The 16898-nt window shown below is 36.1% G+C and carries 26 protein-coding genes; 14 read left to right on the top strand and 12 right to left on the bottom strand.

Translation table 11 applies throughout. The features are described 5' to 3' along the window. Positions 1–28 precede the first annotated feature (28 nt). Positions 29–586 carry a hypothetical protein gene (locus C0Q33_RS03100; protein WP_133120999.1) on the bottom strand — a complete coding sequence of 186 codons (558 nt, stop codon included), beginning with the start codon at positions 584–586 and terminating at the stop codon, positions 29–31. Between the two features lie 134 nt (positions 587–720). On the opposite strand from C0Q33_RS03100, the gene C0Q33_RS03095 reads away from it, so the two are divergent. Beyond that, entirely contained in the window at positions 721–2001 is a 1281-nt protein-coding gene (locus tag C0Q33_RS03095; protein ID WP_101477150.1) for a glycerate kinase type-2 family protein, read from the top strand. Here the strand turns inward: C0Q33_RS03095 and C0Q33_RS09495 are convergent. Continuing rightward, positions 1984–2166 (bottom strand): hypothetical protein, encoded by a 183-nt coding sequence (locus C0Q33_RS09495; RefSeq protein ID WP_245867301.1) that lies wholly within the window; start codon positions 2164–2166, stop codon positions 1984–1986. The two genes, C0Q33_RS03095 and C0Q33_RS09495, sit on opposite strands and share 18 nt — an antisense overlap. Before the next feature lie 4 nt (positions 2167–2170). Beyond that, a complete protein-coding gene (locus tag C0Q33_RS09490; protein ID WP_245867300.1) occupies positions 2171–2377 on the bottom strand; it encodes a hypothetical protein in 207 nt (68 codons plus the stop codon). Between the two features lie 73 nt (positions 2378–2450). Between C0Q33_RS09490 and C0Q33_RS03085 the strand changes: the two genes are divergently transcribed. Then, the gene (locus C0Q33_RS03085) at positions 2451–2657 is read left to right on the top strand and encodes a hypothetical protein (RefSeq protein ID WP_101477149.1); all 207 of its coding nucleotides are present in this window, start codon (positions 2451–2453) and stop codon (positions 2655–2657) included. A gap of 66 nt (positions 2658–2723) precedes the next feature. On the opposite strand, the gene C0Q33_RS03080 is transcribed toward C0Q33_RS03085, so the two are convergent. Beyond that, complete coding sequence (locus C0Q33_RS03080) at positions 2724–3902, bottom strand: citrate/2-methylcitrate synthase (RefSeq protein WP_101477148.1); 1179 nt, start codon at positions 3900–3902, stop codon at positions 2724–2726. Between the two features lie 120 nt (positions 3903–4022). On the opposite strand from C0Q33_RS03080, the gene C0Q33_RS03075 reads away from it, so the two are divergent. Both C0Q33_RS03075 and C0Q33_RS03070 read left to right on the top strand, forming a co-directional pair. Beyond that, positions 4023–4253 (top strand): hypothetical protein, encoded by a 231-nt coding sequence (locus C0Q33_RS03075; protein ID WP_133120998.1) that lies wholly within the window; start codon positions 4023–4025, stop codon positions 4251–4253. Between the two features lie 34 nt (positions 4254–4287). Continuing rightward, positions 4288–5268, top strand: a complete 981-nt coding sequence (locus C0Q33_RS03070; protein WP_101477146.1) for a DHHA1 domain-containing protein — start codon at positions 4288–4290, stop codon at positions 5266–5268. Here C0Q33_RS03070 and C0Q33_RS03065 read toward each other — a convergent pair. Then, positions 5261–5716, bottom strand: coding sequence for a RidA family protein (locus C0Q33_RS03065; protein WP_101477166.1), 456 nt, complete (start codon positions 5714–5716; stop codon positions 5261–5263). The genes C0Q33_RS03070 and C0Q33_RS03065 overlap by 8 nt on opposite strands. 63 nt (positions 5717–5779) lie before the next feature. On the opposite strand from C0Q33_RS03065, the gene C0Q33_RS03060 reads away from it, so the two are divergent. Beyond that, the gene (locus C0Q33_RS03060; protein ID WP_101477145.1) at positions 5780–6013 is read left to right on the top strand and encodes a hypothetical protein; all 234 of its coding nucleotides are present in this window, start codon (positions 5780–5782) and stop codon (positions 6011–6013) included. 79 nt (positions 6014–6092) lie between these two features. Beyond that, positions 6093–6896 carry a hypothetical protein gene (locus C0Q33_RS03055; protein ID WP_101477144.1) on the top strand — a complete coding sequence of 268 codons (804 nt, stop codon included), beginning with the start codon at positions 6093–6095 and terminating at the stop codon, positions 6894–6896. A gap of 5 nt (positions 6897–6901) precedes the next feature. Here C0Q33_RS03055 and C0Q33_RS09210 read toward each other — a convergent pair whose 3' ends face one another. Both C0Q33_RS09210 and C0Q33_RS03050 read right to left on the bottom strand, forming a co-directional pair. Continuing rightward, positions 6902–7054, bottom strand: coding sequence for a hypothetical protein (locus tag C0Q33_RS09210; protein WP_165776420.1), 153 nt, complete (start codon positions 7052–7054; stop codon positions 6902–6904). A 52-nt stretch (positions 7055–7106) separates the two neighbouring features. Continuing rightward, positions 7107–7964: a hypothetical protein gene (locus C0Q33_RS03050; protein ID WP_133120997.1), complete on the bottom strand. Its 858-nt coding sequence runs from the start codon at positions 7962–7964 to the stop codon at positions 7107–7109. Positions 7965–8082: 118 nt separating this feature from the next. On the opposite strand from C0Q33_RS03050, the gene C0Q33_RS03045 reads away from it, so the two are divergent. Then, positions 8083–10113, top strand: a complete 2031-nt coding sequence (locus C0Q33_RS03045; protein ID WP_101477142.1) for a thioredoxin domain-containing protein — start codon at positions 8083–8085, stop codon at positions 10111–10113. Here the strand turns inward: C0Q33_RS03045 and C0Q33_RS03040 are convergent. Next, positions 10110–10430 carry a hypothetical protein gene (locus tag C0Q33_RS03040; protein WP_101477141.1) on the bottom strand — a complete coding sequence of 107 codons (321 nt, stop codon included), beginning with the start codon at positions 10428–10430 and terminating at the stop codon, positions 10110–10112. The genes C0Q33_RS03045 and C0Q33_RS03040 overlap by 4 nt on opposite strands. A 195-nt stretch (positions 10431–10625) precedes the next feature. Between C0Q33_RS03040 and C0Q33_RS03035 the strand changes: the two genes are divergently transcribed. Continuing rightward, positions 10626–11684, top strand: a complete 1059-nt coding sequence (locus tag C0Q33_RS03035; protein ID WP_101477140.1) for a two-component system sensor histidine kinase NtrB — start codon at positions 10626–10628, stop codon at positions 11682–11684. 8 nt (positions 11685–11692) lie between these two features. Here the strand turns inward: C0Q33_RS03035 and C0Q33_RS03030 are convergent, their stop codons facing one another. Continuing rightward, positions 11693–11974 carry a hypothetical protein gene (locus C0Q33_RS03030; protein WP_101477139.1) on the bottom strand — a complete coding sequence of 94 codons (282 nt, stop codon included), beginning with the start codon at positions 11972–11974 and terminating at the stop codon, positions 11693–11695. A gap of 133 nt (positions 11975–12107) precedes the next feature. Between C0Q33_RS03030 and C0Q33_RS03025 the strand changes: the two genes are divergently transcribed. Next, positions 12108–12308 (top strand): hypothetical protein, encoded by a 201-nt coding sequence (locus C0Q33_RS03025; RefSeq protein WP_101477138.1) that lies wholly within the window; start codon positions 12108–12110, stop codon positions 12306–12308. Between the two features lie 19 nt (positions 12309–12327). On the opposite strand, the gene C0Q33_RS03020 is transcribed toward C0Q33_RS03025, so the two are convergent. Next, the gene (locus tag C0Q33_RS03020) at positions 12328–12771 is read right to left on the bottom strand and encodes an SRPBCC family protein (RefSeq protein ID WP_101477137.1); all 444 of its coding nucleotides are present in this window, start codon (positions 12769–12771) and stop codon (positions 12328–12330) included. 140 nt (positions 12772–12911) lie between these two features. On the opposite strand from C0Q33_RS03020, the gene C0Q33_RS03015 reads away from it, so the two are divergent. From C0Q33_RS03015 to C0Q33_RS03010, 3 genes are all read left to right on the top strand, one after another. Next, a complete protein-coding gene (locus C0Q33_RS03015) occupies positions 12912–13370 on the top strand; it encodes a CBS domain-containing protein (RefSeq protein ID WP_101477136.1) in 459 nt (152 codons plus the stop codon). 142 nt (positions 13371–13512) lie between these two features. After that, positions 13513–13656, top strand: coding sequence for a hypothetical protein (locus C0Q33_RS09205; protein ID WP_165776419.1), 144 nt, complete (start codon positions 13513–13515; stop codon positions 13654–13656). A 4-nt stretch (positions 13657–13660) separates the two neighbouring features. Next, positions 13661–14116 carry a hypothetical protein gene (locus C0Q33_RS03010; RefSeq protein ID WP_101477135.1) on the top strand — a complete coding sequence of 152 codons (456 nt, stop codon included), beginning with the start codon at positions 13661–13663 and terminating at the stop codon, positions 14114–14116. Here the strand turns inward: C0Q33_RS03010 and C0Q33_RS03005 are convergent. Then, positions 14108–14617, bottom strand: coding sequence for a hypothetical protein (locus C0Q33_RS03005; RefSeq protein ID WP_101477134.1), 510 nt, complete (start codon positions 14615–14617; stop codon positions 14108–14110). The two genes, C0Q33_RS03010 and C0Q33_RS03005, sit on opposite strands and share 9 nt — an antisense overlap. Before the next feature lie 101 nt (positions 14618–14718). Continuing rightward, complete coding sequence (locus C0Q33_RS03000) at positions 14719–14949, bottom strand: hypothetical protein (protein ID WP_101477133.1); 231 nt, start codon at positions 14947–14949, stop codon at positions 14719–14721. A gap of 42 nt (positions 14950–14991) precedes the next feature. Between C0Q33_RS03000 and C0Q33_RS02995 the strand changes: the two genes are divergently transcribed. After that, on the top strand, positions 14992–15933 hold the full coding sequence (locus C0Q33_RS02995) for a hypothetical protein (protein ID WP_133120996.1): 942 nt from the start codon (positions 14992–14994) through the stop codon (positions 15931–15933). Positions 15934–16084: 151 nt separating this feature from the next. Then, positions 16085–16882 (top strand): zinc ribbon domain-containing protein, encoded by a 798-nt coding sequence (locus C0Q33_RS02990; protein ID WP_101477131.1) that lies wholly within the window; start codon positions 16085–16087, stop codon positions 16880–16882. Positions 16883–16898 lie beyond the last annotated feature (16 nt).

Genomic DNA, 16898 nt, shown 5'->3' with positions numbered 1-16898 from the left:
AGCTAATGTAGAGTCGTAAATTGATTTTTTATAGTCTAATATTTGTTAGACTTGGATGAACTCTAACAAATAGAATTGTCACTCCAACTACGATTGCCATTATCATTAGAGAGCTTAATGGAAATTCAGGTATGGCGTTATTTACAGTGCTATTTGTCGTTGAAGTGGAATTTGTATTAGGACTGGATCCCACGTTTAGATCAAAAGTTGCTGTTTCTGGAGGAATTGGTTGAAAGAGTATTCCTTCTACATCCACAATGACTTGGTATGTCCCAGCTGTCTGGAATGTAAATGGAATGCTTACTGCGCCTTCTGCTGTATGAGTAATTGGTATTCCAAATACCGCATTTCCTCCCTGCATTACCGAAATTCTGTAATCTATGTGGGGTTGTATCTGATTTGTCTGCTTGTTTATGAAACTAATCTTGATCTGCGTCGGGTCACCTGGATTGGGTGCTACAGGATCTGTTGTGAAACCTACATTGATTGTTCCAGCACTAGTTGGTTTTACAATTGGATCTGCATAAGCTGGAGTTACTAGGATTGCAAAAACTGCTAAAATTACAAAGTATTTTTTTGACATCATACCTAATATCCCTTGATTATATCCTATATAAAAAATTGTAATAAAGGTAGAGTCTTTAAATTACTTTTTCTTGAAAAATATAATAAAAAGACTCAAAAATTGAGCAAATTATCTTTACTATGTGATTGTAATAGATGCTCATTAGAAATTTCAAATTACTTTCCACAAACCGTGAAAAGCAAAATGTACTGTCTATAATTGAAACAGGTCTTGAGGCGGCATTACCTTGGAAACAACTTGGGAAAATCGTCTTCCATGATCACCTATTTCTATGTGGAAAAAAATTTGATCTCAAAAAATATGATAAAGTGTTTGTAGTTGCAATAGGTAAAGCTGCATATTCAATGGCAGAATCTGTTAATTCTCTTGCTAGCATTACAAGCGGATTGTTGATTGTTCCAAAGAAAACAAAGACCGTCTTGACTAGAAACTTTGTGGTGATGCAGGCAGGTCACCCACTACCGAATAAAAATAGCATACTCGCAGCAAAAAAGATCCTTGAATTTATAGAATGCGTAAAACCTAATGATTTTGTTATTTTTCTAATCTCTGGAGGTGCGTCATCTCTGGTTGCACTACCTGATGGTATAACTTTGGAGGAGAAAAAAATTGCAACTAATCTAATGCTAAAATGCGGTGCGTCCATACATGAAATAAACTGTATCAGAAAGCATCTCTCAAAGATAAAAGGTGGTAGATTACTTGAACATCTAAGATCCGATGCGGTGTCTCTTGTAATGTCTGATGTTGTAGGTGACGATCTGACAAGCATTGCATCGGGAATTACATATTATGATAAAACTACTTTTTCAGATGCTAGAAAAATTCTGAAAAAATACAACTTGGAAAGATTAGTTCCAAAAAGTGTACTTGAACATATTGAACTTGGAATGCAAGGAAAAATTCCAGAGACTCCGAAAAGACAAAAAATTAAAAACCGCGTAGTTTCAACCAACAAAATTTGTCTTGACGCAATGAATATGCATGCAAAAGAACTTGGTTTTTCAACCAAAGTTCTAAACTGTATATCTGGAGATGTTAAAGATCTTGGCATAAAAATTGCAAAAACGTTATCGAATAAAAAAATAAACTGTGTAATATTTGGCGGTGAGGCCACGGTTGTCGTAAAAGGAAAAGGGATGGGCGGTAGAAATCAAGAATTGGTGTTATACACTGCAATAGATCTTGCAAAACGGAATGCTAACGCAATTGTGGTATCAGTTGGAACGGATGGGGTGGATGGCAAAACGAATTGTGCAGGTGCAATATGGATGTCGGATCAAAAAATAGACAAGGTGATGCCATACCTTGATGAAAACAATTCTTATAATTTTTTTAAAAAGTATGGGGGATTAGTATTTACCGGTCCAACGGGAACAAACTTGATGGATATTGGTCTAGTTCTTAGGCAATAACAACTGGTTTGCTTTATTTTCGGCAGGATCTATTATCTGATATCTGACATCCAAATTTTGCTGCTGAATAATTTGATCAATGAATCTCATCCTTCTTTCAATGAAAATATCAGTAGTTGACTTGTTTTTTACTAGACGATCAAACATTGTTTTTAGATCCAACATGACTTTAACTGTGTCCTTGTTTTTTATTATGAATCTTCCCACCCCCCCAAAAAATTCCGACATGTAATGCAATGTACTTTGATTGTTCACTTGTAACTTGGCCGTAAAAATATTCTGTATGCATTCTACTCTCTTCAGATCTTGTCTGAGAATTTTCAATTATCCACGAGATCTTTTTTTGATCACCATCAAAATAATAGGTGTGTTCCATGTCAACATATTTACCAAATATGTCAATATATTTTCTGTATATTACTGAATAAGAAAAATAAAAACCTGTTATCGTGTTAGAAGCAAATTCCTTCTTTACAAATATGGTCGACGAACTTGTAGATTTTTCAGAATATGATCCAGAGCTTGCTGAAGGACTAAAGTGGATTGACGGCGAGGCACAAAAGCGCGGTATAACATTTTACGAGATGGTGTTTCATGTGCTGCATAGACACGATGTTGATTCTAAAGCAAAAGACTGGCTTGCAAATAGAAATTAAACTTGTTCTGTTAGTTTTTTATTTTGTGTGCTGATCTTGCTATCTGCTCAAAGTTTTTTGATAAAATCATCCTTCACTGGATACCAGACGTTTTTCAATTGAAATGTATTCGCATCCAGAAGGTCCACAATATTTTCCCACATAGACTGCTTTTGGTCTATACAGCATTGGTTTTGGCGCCGCTTCGGCAAATTTTTCTTCTATGATATGTGCAGTCCATCCCGAGACTCTTGATATTGCAAAGATTGGAGTGTTAAGATCCATCGGAATGCCCAGCATATAGTATAATGATGCACTATACAGATCAACATTTGGAAATATATCCGAGCTTTTGATCTTTTTCATCTCTTCTTCTGTGACGTCTTCAACTTTTTTTGTTATGCCATACCACGGTTGACCTGTTTTTTCAGCCAGTCTTCTTGATAACTCTCGTAAGACTTCTGCTCTAGGATCAAATGTCTTGTATACCGCATGACCCATACCCATTATCTTTTGACTTTTTTCAAGTTTGTCTATAATCCATTGTTCTACCTTATCTTCTACACCAATCTCTAGTAACATCTTCATTACCTGAAAGTTTGCGCCCCCATGAAGCTCACCACTGAGTGCTCCTACTGCCGCACTGACTGCAGCATACATGTTTGCACGTGTTGATGCTACTTCTCTTGCTGCAAATGTTGACGCGTTAAAACTATGCTCTGCATGTAATATGAGACAAATATCTAAAATTCTTGCAACCTCTGTATCTGGCTCTTTTCCTGTTAGCATGTACAGAAAATTTGCAGCGTGATTTAGCTTTTTTGATGGCTGGATAATCTCCTTGTCATTTCTTATTCTATCCCAACATGCTATGATTATTGGAATTTTAGAAATTAGATTAATTGCTCTCTTGTAATTTGTATCTCTATCATCAATTTTTTCCTTGTCGTATACCGCCATGAGTGATACTGTGGATTGTAAAACATCCATGGGGTTTGCAATTTTTGGTATGTTTCTTAGAGTTTTTTCTAAATTCTCTGGGATTTCACGAGTTGCAACAAGCATATCTGAGAATGAAGAGAGCGTCTCCTGTGTTGGTAAATCCTCGTTGAGAAGAAGACACGATGTCTCCTCAAATGATGACTTTTTTACAAGGTCTAAAATATCATAGCCTCTATAGATGAGTTTACCATTAATTCCATCTATCGCAGAAATTTTGGTATCTGCAACCTCGATATTTCGAAGGCCAATATTCTTTGTTTGCACGGGTAACAGTGGTAAAAATACGTATTAAATTATTACTAATTTTGGGAGTAAAAAATTAAGCACTAGGTCTAATCTTGTAACCTTGGTAATTATAGCAAAATTTGTCATAAATTGGTAGAAATGAGCCAATGGGATGACGAATTTATCCGTCTAGTGGACAATTTTGTAGTGGAAACCAAAGACCCACGGGTCTTGCAAGAGATTGCTAAACTTGACAGAGAGTCGCAACTTCTTGGAATTTCATTTTATGACATGTATTGTGTTGTATTACAAGATGTCAAAGGTCATCAGACACTGGTTGCAGAATTTAAGACATACATGAGCTTAAAGAAATCAAAGCCTGTTTTTTAGTTTAAATGGGGGCGTTCTATCCCGTGAATAATCCATGGCAAGAACAAGAACTGTCTGTGTCTCTCATAAAGAAGATGCTGACGGTATAGGTGCGGCATCGCTGATTCGTAAAGCCTTTGGCGGTGAAACAAAACTTGTTGATTATCCTGGATTGATGAATGAACTTGAGGCACTAAAAAATGATGAAAAACTAAAAAATCTATACATATGTGACCTTGGCTTGAGCAAATCAAATCAGGACCAATTTGTAGAATTACTCAGGGCATTAAAAAAGAACAAAGTCGTAATTACATACATTGATCATCATGACATCGAAGAGCCAATCAAAAAGAAGATCAAGGCAATGAAGGTAAAACTAATTCATACTGTTAACGAATGTACCACCGTTCAAGTGTATAATGCGTTCAAATCAAAACTAGGAGATTATGGTTCATTTCTAGCAGCATGCGCTGCAGTTACAGACTATATGGAAGACAGACCAATTGGTTCAGCACAACTACAAAGATTTGACAGACAGTTTGTATTATTAGAGGCCACCACTCTAACATTTACAATTACAAGTCATCAAAAAGATCCTGAATACTTGCTATATCTTGTTGATGAGTTGAGCGAATCAAGATATCCACATGCAATTCCAAATGTGTTTGAGTTTGTAAGCACACAAGCCGAGAGAATCTCTGGTGTTATACAAAAAGTAAAGGACAACATGAAGAAGATGAAAAATTTGTCATACATGGAAGTCAAAGACTCGGGTGCAAGCATGGCTGTAAATTTTGTTTTAGGATTGTCAGGAAAAGAAGTTGGAGTAGCTTACAAATTAAGAGAGGAACCTGGAATATATGCAGTCTCAGTTAGAGGTTCACGAACATGCAAGATTCATCTTGGAAGAATAGTGAATCAATTGGCAACAGAACTTGGTGGCTCTGGTGGAGGACACGACAAGGCATGTGGTGCGGTAATTCCAAAAGAAAAAATCGGTTTATTTCTCAAAAAGTTTAATGCCAAACTCAAATAATTTCTGCAATCAAATCGATTTCAACTGCCGAGTTTAGAGGCAGGCTTACAACTCCTACTGCAACTCTTGTATGTTTTCCTTTCTCGCCAAATATTTCAAAGAGAAGATCAGATGCAGCATTGATTATCTTTGGATGCTCGTAAAATTCTTGAGAACTGCTAACAAATCCTGAAACTCGAACTATTCTTGATATTTTATCCAGCGTTCCAAGTTCTGACTTTAGCTGCGCCAAGACATTGATTATGCATAATTTTGCAGCCTTTTGTGCATCTTCAACTGAGATGTTCGTAGGTACCTGTCCCTTGAACTGTACCTGTCCGTCTTTCATTGGAATCTGTCCTGATACAAAGACCAAGTTACCTGTCTTTACAACTGGAATGTACGAGCCTGCAGGTTTTGGTGGGGTTGGAAGCGTAATGTTTAACGATGCAAGTTTTTCGTCAATCATGACATGTTTTGTACAATACTTTGATTTTAATATGTTCATATATTATATCAAGTAAAATCAACGATGGATAAATCTAAATCCCATGGTGCTGAACTCAAAAAAGAACTTGACGTAATAATATCAAGAATAGATGCACTAGAGGCGTCAACAACTGACCGTGAGAAAAAATCACTAATGGGTGTTCTTAAGGTGCTTGCAGAAAATCAAAAACATTTTGCTGATGAATTTGAGCATCTCAAAAAAGCCCTAGATCTATTGACAGTCCAGATCTTCAAAATGGATCAAGCCCAGAAATAGGCTGTAATTTGACCTTTGATTGATGTACTGTGTGATGACAATAAAAGATTAAATTCCGCTACCCAGTGTTGGGAAACGAATGTCCAATCCTGGCGAGCCATCGGATGCCTCCAAACCTGTTGTAAAAGACAAGAATCCTCATAATTACCGAAAGGTTGGCTATTCGATGATTGTAATCTCTGTATCACTAGTTCTCATAGGCTTGCTTGTCTGGGCAATAGGTGGCGATTATCATTTTTCAAGTGATATTATGGGAAATCAAGAAATTGATTCCATGACTCCAAAGCATGGATACAATATTGTTTTCTATGATACTGCACAGCCTGTTGGCGCAAAATTAAAGCTGCTAGATTCTGCATCTACTATAGATGACGCACAACAAAAGCAAATTCAAGATACACAACAAAACCCAAGTACGACTGGTATGGTGATAATCTTTAACCAAACACTTTCAGCAAACAAACAACTGGTGTTTATCACAAATAGTACAATCATCCAAGCCCAAGCAGCGCATCTAAAAGAGGTACAGGCCCAAGCCGCAGCTCAAACCGCCGCTGCCTCTGTAAACCAAACAACATCAGCAGCTTTGACTGGTAAAAACACCACATCAACTAATGCTACTAGCGTTGTATCATCTAACACTCCAAAGGTTGTAACAACTAATTCAACCCAACTCGCAGTTCCAATTGCTGCATCTGTTACTGCTCATGTTTCAAACGCAACACTGTCTGGTAAACAAATTGGTGCTAATGTGGAAAGTCTTTCAATTAATGCAAATGTAACTATATCTCATTTGTCTAATACTACTGCTTCAAATGCAATAACTTCTAATCATACAAAGACATTACCTCTTTCAGAAAAAGTTGGAATCCAAGGTCAATAGACAACTTAGACTAGCTCATCATCAATATCTTCAATAGGCTCCACAAATTGTTTGCATAAACAAGTCTTGACAAGACACTTTCCAATTTTTGTAAGAGATGTACTTTCTTGCGATGGCACATGGGCATCACTTGTATGATGACATCTCTTACAATTCATAACTGAACCATTTTCTAGTTTTATTTAATTTCATCTAGTCTCAAGTTATTGTCTAAACCTGAATGATTCCAGATGTGATGAGATACTGTATCCCATTGACAAATGTACCATCGTCAATATCTCCTGAAGCCCAATACTCTGCATTGTTTTTAATCCATGCTGGAATTGCAATTCCTGGATTTGCCTGACCGCTCTGTGTTGGTGGGATTGTGATTATTCCTTGTTTTATCATATATTGTATCCCTTGGGCAAATGTCGAGTCATCAATTGTTCCATCATGCCAGTATCTGGCGTTGTTTTTAATCCAGCTTGGTATTGAGACAACATTATTCGAAGACAAAATTCCAGAAGAGTCTGAATTTATTATATTTGTGTCAGTCAGTTCACTTGAAAAATCTACCAGTTGAGGTGTATTGCCTGTTGTAATAAGAGATGCAGATTTTATCTCCAATAATATTCCTGTTTCTGCATCAAATACCATGTTTGATGTATTGTTATCTGTTGAATGAAATGCAGATAGTGCAGTTCTATTAAAACCGTTAAAATCTGTAAATATTTGTGTGATTGAACTATCCGTCTTGTTGTATTTCATTGGAGTGGACAAGATTTGTAGAAACGGGCTTGTAATACTAGAATCTTGTTCGCTCTGTGCAAAGCCAGTTTTTAAATTGAGAATCATGGTAAAATTTTTAATTTCGCTACCATTGGCTCGATTTTGTTGCACTACTCTGATATGACTTGAATCTATCATGTCTTCGAAATTATATGTCTCAGAACTGTTGGTAGAACCTATTGTGTCAGAATATCTTAGCACGTCTCCTGGGTGTACGCAAATAGTATGATACTGACATGTGTTTACCTGTTGTGAAAATGCCTGTTCTGTATGTATTGTGAGAAAAATTACTGCCACGGCTATGATAAAAAAATCCATTCTAAATTTCATTACTAGATCTTTGAGTCAAGGTGGCAACATTATTTCTTTCTGTTAAAGAGATTAATACAAATACTATAATTTTCTTATATGATCTATGCAGCCTAATAGTCTGATAAAAGAAACTAGCCCATATCTTTTACAGCATGCCCACAATCCAGTCCAGTGGTATGGGTGGGGAGAGGAGGCATTAAACAAGGCAAAACAAGAAAACAAACCCATCTTTCTCAGTGTTGGATATAGTGCATGCCACTGGTGCCATGTTATGGCCCATGAATCATTTGAAAATGAAGAGATTGCCAAAATCATGAACGAATATTTTGTAAATATAAAAGTGGATAGAGAAGAGAGACCTGACATCGATGATATTTATCAAAAAGTCTGCCAGCTAAATACTGGTAGTGGTGGATGGCCTCTTAGCGTATTTTTGACACCTGATCAAAGACCGTTTTATGTGGGTACATATTTTCCACCACTTGACAATTACGGTAGACCTGGATTTGGAAGTCTAGTAAGGCAACTTGCACAAGCCTGGAAAGAAAAGCCCGGTGACATACAACAGGCAGCAGAAAATTTTGTTAATGGTTTACAAAGAACTGAATCTGATGTACATGATTCAAAGCTTGAAAAATCTATTCTAGATGAAGCCGCAGTCAATTTGTTATCCATCGTGGATATGACAAATGGGGGATTTGGACAAGCTCCTAAATTTCCAAATGCGTCTAATCTTTCTTTTATGCTACGATATTCTAAATTATCTGGAATTTCAAAATTCCAAGAATTTGTGTTCAAGACATTGACAAAGATGGCAAATGGTGGAATGTATGATCAGATTGGTGGTGGGTTTCATAGATATTCCACTGATTCAAGATGGCTTGTTCCACACTTTGAAAAGATGCTCTATGATAATGCGTTACTGCCTCCTGTATATGCCGAAGCATACCAGATTTCAAAAGAGCCTAGATATCTTGAGGTAGTACAAGATACGTTGCGATTTGTCATGCGAGAAATGACGTCGCCTGAAGGTGGATTTTATTCTGCATATGATGCAGATTCGGAGGGTGAGGAGGGAAAATTCTATGTTTGGAAGAAAAAAGATATTCAAGAAATTTTGGGGCAAGACTCTGATGTGTTTTGTTTATACTATGATGTAACAGATGGTGGTAACTTTGAGGGGCACACAATACTGTACAACAGCATACACTTGTCATCTGTGGCATTTCATTTTGGCAAAACTGAATCCGAGGTCAGTCAAATATTAAAACAAGGAAGGGAAAAACTTCATGCGGCAAGAGAAAAACGAGTTGCACCTGGAAGAGATGATAAAATAATGACAAGCTGGAACTCGCTTATGATCTCGGCATTTATCAAGGGATATCGTATAACTGAGGAACAAGATTTTCTAAAATCTGCTGAGAATTGTATTAAATTCATTGAGAGTAAATTGACAAAAGATGGGCAACTGCTTCATACGTACAAGGATGGACAGTCAAAGCTTATGGCATACTTGGACGATTATGCCTACTTTGCAAGTGCGTTACTTGATTATTTTGAAACTAGACCTTCAAAGAAGTATCTTGATCTTGCAGTGTATTACGCAAATTATCTGCTGGAACATTTCTGGGATGAAAATCACAAAAACTTTTTCTTTACTGCAGATAATCACGAAAAATTGCTCATAAGAACAAAGAATATCTATGACCTGTCCCTACCTTCTGGAAATTCTATAGCGGCCGCAGTGATGCTGAGAATATATAATATTACTGGAGAGAAAAAATATCTTGATACTGCAATAAAGGTACTGGAGTCACTTGGCATGCTGGCTGCAGAAAATCCTTTTGGTTTTGGACAATTGCTAAATGCAGTATACGCGTATTTGATTAAGCCGCTAGAGATTACTGTAATAAACACATCAAATGTCGAAATCAAAAATTACTTGACAAGGAAGTTCATTCCTGAAGCAATTCTAGTTTTAATTTCAAAAAAAGAGGAACTTGAAGATCTTAGTCAATTGCAATTTTTTGCAGGAAAAGAATATGATGAAAATAAAACCCGGGTATATGTTTGCAGAGATTTTACTTGCTCACTGCCACTTGAAACTATATCTGATATAGAAAAACTAGCCTAGATCTTTTTTATGTTGATTTCGAGCCTTTGACCAACAGCTGGACTTCCCATTCTTTCATATCTTCGCTTTGGCATTGTAATCGTAATGGATGTTTGTGCATAACTTTTGATTGCAATGGTCGGTTGTGCCTGAAGTATTGCCTCAATAAATGGGGCAATCTGGTCTCTAAGTTCTGGATCTAGCTTTTGGTTTATTGCATCAAGCATGAGTTGTTTTTGTGAGACTGGTTCTGTCTGCACATCTTCTACCAGGGTTAGTTGCACAGTCTGACCATTGTCTATTAACTGTTGAATTTGATAATGGATTAATTCTGACATGTAATACAGTTGAAAATGTTGCAATTTAATGCTATGGAAACTGTTTATGTAATGCTGTAGAATGTGCTGATAAAATTGCAGTCAACAAAGATGTAAATTGCGATTTAATTGATATTAAAATACTTGTTTGTATGTTACATGTGAATACGTGCATAAATATGCAGTTATCATAAATCCATACGCAACTGTGATATTATGATTTTAAAAAGACTAATGAGAAATGAACATATTCTAAAAACTTTTTTTGAAACCACACCTGATATCCTAGTCATAATGGATGAAAATGGGAGAATTCTTGACTGTAATCATCATTTTACAAAAAACTTTGGATATGAAAAAATTGAGGCACTAGGAAAGATTGGTCCTGTAGATATGGTATCTCCTAAGGATAGGCAAAAAGCATTATCGGCCTTTGGGAAGGTAGTAACTGATGGTATAAACCTAAATGTTCAACTTGAAGTGATGAGAAAAGATGGCTCTGTATTTTCTTCTCTATGGAGTGGCACTAAATTAAGTGATGAATTGGGAAATATGGAAGGATATCTAGTCACGGGAAAAGATCTCAGTGACATTCATAGGCTAGAGGATGAATTAAGAAAAGAAAAAGATCAAAAGTTACTGATAATTGGTGATATGACTGCAAGGATTGCACATGATATTCGTAACCCATTAAATGTAATTATCAATTCTGCAAAATTATTAGAACTTCAATTAGATGCTAATCCAAATACAAACATGTCAAAACACGTTACTGCCATTTTAAAATCGTCAGAAAGGATGAGGCATCAGATAGAAGATGTCATGGATTATGTAAGTAATAGACCATTAAATATGTCAGAATGCTCTGTCACTGATTTAATTTTGTCATCTATTGAGACTGTTCTTATTCCTAACAACATTCTAGTCAATTTTGCCAAAGAAGATGATGTTAAGATAATGTGTGATAAAAATCAATTGAGTGCAGTTTGTGGAAATTTATTATTAAATTCAATTCAAGCCATAGGGGAAAACCAAGGAACTATAACTGTTGATTGGAAAGTTGATGCAGGTCATATTGTGATTGATTTTATAGATTCTGGACCTGGCATATCAGAAAAAATATTACCTCAAATATTTGAACCATTTTTTACAACAAAACAGGTAGGTACTGGATTGGGTCTAGTAAGCTGTGAAAAGATCGTAGAGCGACACAATGGAACAATACATACGAGAAATAATCCTACTACTTTTACAGTCGTTTTACCAGTAATCTAGTGAACAGTCTAGACCTTGGCATCCAGTATATTTCGTTTTATCTGAGCGGCTCGCAGTTTTATCATACGTGTAAACTCTTGAGTGTCCTCAAGTGACGGCTTTAGTTTCTGGTTCTGATATGCCTGTAAAAATCCAGAATACACGCATCCTACTATAATTCCAAAAGCATTTGCATTGACATCCTCGACTTCGTCATAGTATGTCTTTGCTAGCTGTTTGTAAGAGGCTGCTTCGCTGATATAATAGTCGATTAGGCTGTCGATGAACTTTCTTGTAGACTCGGGAATCACGAACTAGATTTTATTTGCATCGTTTATAATGTTTGATTTTTCAAAATGTCGAGGATTGGGGAATAATATTTTTCACACAGGTCAACATCGATCATACAACTAGGATAAGAGTAAAAGGAAGATTTTACACATTATGCAAATTACCAGTCCCCCACGACTAGGAGACATTCAATCAGACAAAAAATGGACTGTTGTATGTTCTATCTGCTGGCATTGGTCATCAGGTGAGAACAAAAAACAGGCAAGAGAACAACTACGACATCATGTACGTTGTAAATACATAAGCGTAGATGAAGACAGAGTAAAAGAAATCAGGCCAAAAAATATTCGATAATAAAACTTTCTTTTATTATTTAGTTTATTGATTTTTCACATTCTTTTTTTAGTTGTTCAAGCCAGTTTTGCTTATTTTTTTCTAATTTTTTATCAAATAATTTCTTGAAAAGTCTCACGATGACACCCTCTAGGCTTTCATCATCTGATACCAATGTTTGCCCTTTTGTTTCTGTTAGCGTCATATTGTGAATGATATACATCCCAAAAAATTTTGCTGTCCAGCCAAAATGATGAAATGGTTCAACAGTATGAATCTTTGACCGAATTTTTACTCTGTTTATTTTAAAGTCAAAAACTGTGTTGGGTTTTAGATGCCCATTGATCTTTGGGTTTTTGATATCTGTCTCCCAGCTTGTCCATTGGTTAATGTCTGTAATTACTTCCCAAATTTTTTCAGGGCTTGAATTAATGAGAATTGTTTTACAGTACTTTAATGGTGCATTATTGTTGATATTTTTCACTATTGAATTTTCTTCTGCTAATTATATTAAATCTACTAAACGGCAAAGATTTTGAAATAGACATTGCTAAAATTAATTTAACCTAGACTTGAATTATTCAGATGTCTGAATTAATATCTTAAATTCAATAGTTTCTAAAGATGAGCGAATCCATTGTCAAGGAAATAATGGCAGAATTTGTTCAGACCATACATGCAAACTCGAGTGTTTTAGAGGCTACACAGATAATGACAAAGTTAGGGATTGGCTCACTTGTAGTGACACAGGGGGGACAACCAGTAGGGGTACTTACAGAAAGAGATATTGTAACAAAGGTTGCGTCTCAGGATTTGAAACCGTCTCAGGTATTAGTTGAGAAGATAATGTCACATCCGATCATCTCTGTAGAGCCTGAGATGATAATTGTAGAAGCGGCCACCTTGATGTCAGCCTATAACATAAGGCGTCTTGTAGTTGTGGGAAAGGATGACAAACTTGTAGGAATAGTAACTGCGACAGATATTGCCTCATGGCTTGCAAGAAATGAAGATTACAAAAATAACGCACTAAATGCAATTGCAAGATTGCATGATGTACAGCAGTGCATACTGTATCAATGAAGGCGTTGAGTTTTTCTCAGGTGTAAAAAGCTCTCTTGGATGCAATAAAGCACGTTAAAGTCCTATAATTTGTGCAAAATCGATTCCATTACAAACTAAATTTGACCTCGCATCTTTTGAGGAATTGGTTTACAGTGTTGTCATGCCAATTGAAGTTAATCGAGTAAACAGGGAGTGTCCCAAGTGCAAAAATCCGACCATCTTCAATACTGGAAAAGAGTATTTTTGTGGTAAATGTCTTAACACGCTTAAGGTAAACCCAGTAGCAGAAAAAATCACGGCGTAATATAATGTGGACCATAGAGCAAGAAGAGACTTATTTTAAGATCTATGACGACCGCAAGACCCTCGCAGGATATTTTGCGCCAGAGTATGGAGACATTCAACCAGAAGACAAATCTGATCTAGTGATTGCAGAGATGATGAAAAATCATGATCCGATCAAAGGTGGGTACATGATGTTACCTCTTGTCAAGTTTGGATTATTTGAAGATGGAAAAGAGATGAACCTTGACTATGTTGCACAACAACTACAAGATGTCTATAACAGAATTTTGGCCTGGAAAAATCTAACTATCGAAAAACAAATCGAGCATCATAAAATCTTGGTCTCTCATACAGATCATGACATGCTAAGCATTACACTTGGAATCATATTTGATTCGCCGGTTCCTTTAGAGAAAAAAGAAATTCTGGGAAATCTAAGTGACATATTAGATTTTGCGCATCATAAGGGCTTACTGTGAGCCTTTAGATTTTGTATCTTCATAAGACTGGAGTGCGTTCATCTCGTATTGAAATGACTGTTGCAGCAACTGATTTGATTTAGCATATGTTGCATTGTCTCCTGTCACAACCCATTCTCTTAGAGCCTGGTCGCTTTCAATCTGGGTTTCAGTAGAGAGTTTGAATAATTGCAACGATGGCACAAAAAGTTCTGGTGTCTTTAATTGCTCATATCGCGGAAGAATATTTTGTACTGCTGTTATGTGATTATCTGTTATGTTGAGCATCTGGTCTTTTGATATATGTCCGTTTTTGTATTGTGTGAGATGTGCATCAAAACTCTGAGTTTCATTTTTGAGGTCTAGCTGAATCTGAGCTAATTGGTCTCCAAATCTCTGACCTGAGAGTTGTGTCTGGTCTAGATAATAATTTACAACAATAACTATGGCTATTATTATGACGCCAATCGCAATAGCTACCTGCATTCTTAGCTTGGGATTTGGTGCCTTTTTCTTTCGCACGTGTAATCTAAAGTTTGATCTGAAATAAATCTATCAGATGTAGAAAGTGTTTCATTATCACATCAGACTGGAGAAATTAAAAAATCGACATTTGATATTTTCTAATCTGAATCCAGAAACCAGTCGTTTTTGCCACACTTGCACACAAAGCCAGAATCTTTAATGTATTTCTCATATTCAAGATCAGTGCACGGACCCATATCAGGAATTACAAATTTGGTCTTACATATTGTACATCTTACTACAAATCCATCCAAGATAATTTCCTGACTTTTAACATAGTTGTCTTTTTTATATTTTACATACGATACATTAACTTTGTCAGTGAACAAAGCTACGTAATGCTTTATATCTTAAAAAAATATCAAAGCACAATGAATCCGACTGTAAAATACAGTGCGTTTATTGCATCACTAATATTGGTTATGCCATATGTTGCTTTTGCAGATCAAGGCTCCGCATCACAATCTCTGAATCTACAATTACCATTGGCATCAGTTACATGTATTGATACTCATGCTACTTCTTATCTTAACGATGTCGTAAATGTAATACAGAATTCGACAATCACATCCTCTCTAACAAATACGGACATTCCAACACTGAATGCTGATTTTGCTGCTCTACAGGCAGATGCAAATGCTAACAATACATCCCAGTTTAAAACAGATGCACAGAAATACAATTCTGACCAACGAACCGCCAGTCTTGATATTATACATGCAATCCGGACTGTGCATAGCAAGACAGTCAACTCTGCTTTAAAATCAGATAACGCACAACTCCAATTGGCACAGAAGAGTTGTCTTTTTGAAGTAAAACAACAAAAAGCCCAAAACAATATCCAGAAATTTGACAGGGCTATTACACATGCTCAGAATTTGGCAAATAGGCTGACAAGACATGGTGCAAATACTGAAGGTCTGAACCAGACAATCAACACTGCAGACACTCAAATTCAAGCATTTCAAACAGCGGTAAACAATGCCCAGAACAGCACACAGCTTCAATCTGTATTGGATAGTTTCTGTCTATACAATGGGTGCAAAACTGCCAACAACTTTCACTTTGCAGCAAATACTGCAATCCAGGCAGATCAAGCAAAACTAAATCTTCTTGCTGGGAAAAATAACTCCTCTACATTTCAAGCACTAGTTGGCCAAGCACAGACTGATATCGGCAATGCTCAGGCTGTCTTATCTCAGGTAGGGTCTAACAAGTATCAGGGAACACAATCAAGCGATGTTTGGAATGACATCAAGGCTGCTGTAGATGTAATTCATCAATTACAACAAATAGTAAATAACAAACAATAGTGCAATATTTCTTTTTAATTTTTATCTAATTCCTAGGGGATCTGATCTTAATCTAATTCAAACCTAGGAGTCTATTTGATGATACTGTGAACAAAAATATAAAAAATGAACAAAATGTCTTTTAATTAGAGAAATCATCAAATTGTTATTCATGAATGAAGCGCTGATCGAACTTGTTGAACAATTAATGGAATTTGGTTATGGGGATCCTATTAGATTAGAGTCTATACTAAATAGGTTGAAAACTGAAGAATCGGCATATCCAACTGACCGTAGATATGTGGATATGCTAGTTTCCAAATACCTCTACCCACATGTAGAAGAAGATGAATATCAGAAAAAATCAACAGTAGGATCTCTTGAGAAAAAAATTCAAAATGCAAAGCAGCGATACGAGGGAGAAGCCAAGCCATCTGATGGACATCTTGTAGATTTATGTCCAAAATGCGGAACTCTTGTACCAAGAATGTTTAGTTTTTGTTCAAGATGTGGGGCATTTCATGATGAACATAATTTTATTGATACGCGTAAAACTATATCAAAAAAGGAAAAACTTGAAACTAAACAATACTCACAAGATACTGCTTTAAAATCCTGTATTGCATGTGGTTCTGGAATATTTAGAATCCACGATTTTTGTCCAAGATGTGGAGCATATCAGGGTAAAAACAGTTCTAAGGCAATTCAAAAACGACCATTAAAACAGAAACGATATGCTGGACTTGCAATTGTAGGAATTATTTTCATAATCCTCGGAGGAATTTCAACTATGTTTTTATTCGGATATTCAAATCTCTGTAGTTCTATAATTGGAATGTTTGCACAAATTATTAACCAACCAACACAACAAATATGCTCTATGATTCAAACTTGGTACTTTATTGGAATTATTGTTTTGATTGTAGGAGTAATTTTACTTACAGTGCGAGCCGCTAAAAAACGACATTAAAAAAAGGCTAGGGGAG

Source organism: Candidatus Nitrosotalea bavarica (assembly GCF_900167955.1).
GTDB classification, from domain to species: domain Archaea; phylum Thermoproteota; class Nitrososphaeria; order Nitrososphaerales; family Nitrosopumilaceae; genus Nitrosotalea; species Nitrosotalea bavarica.
Note: the sequence above shows the minus strand (reverse complement) of the source record. Positions and strands in the feature narration are given on the sequence as shown.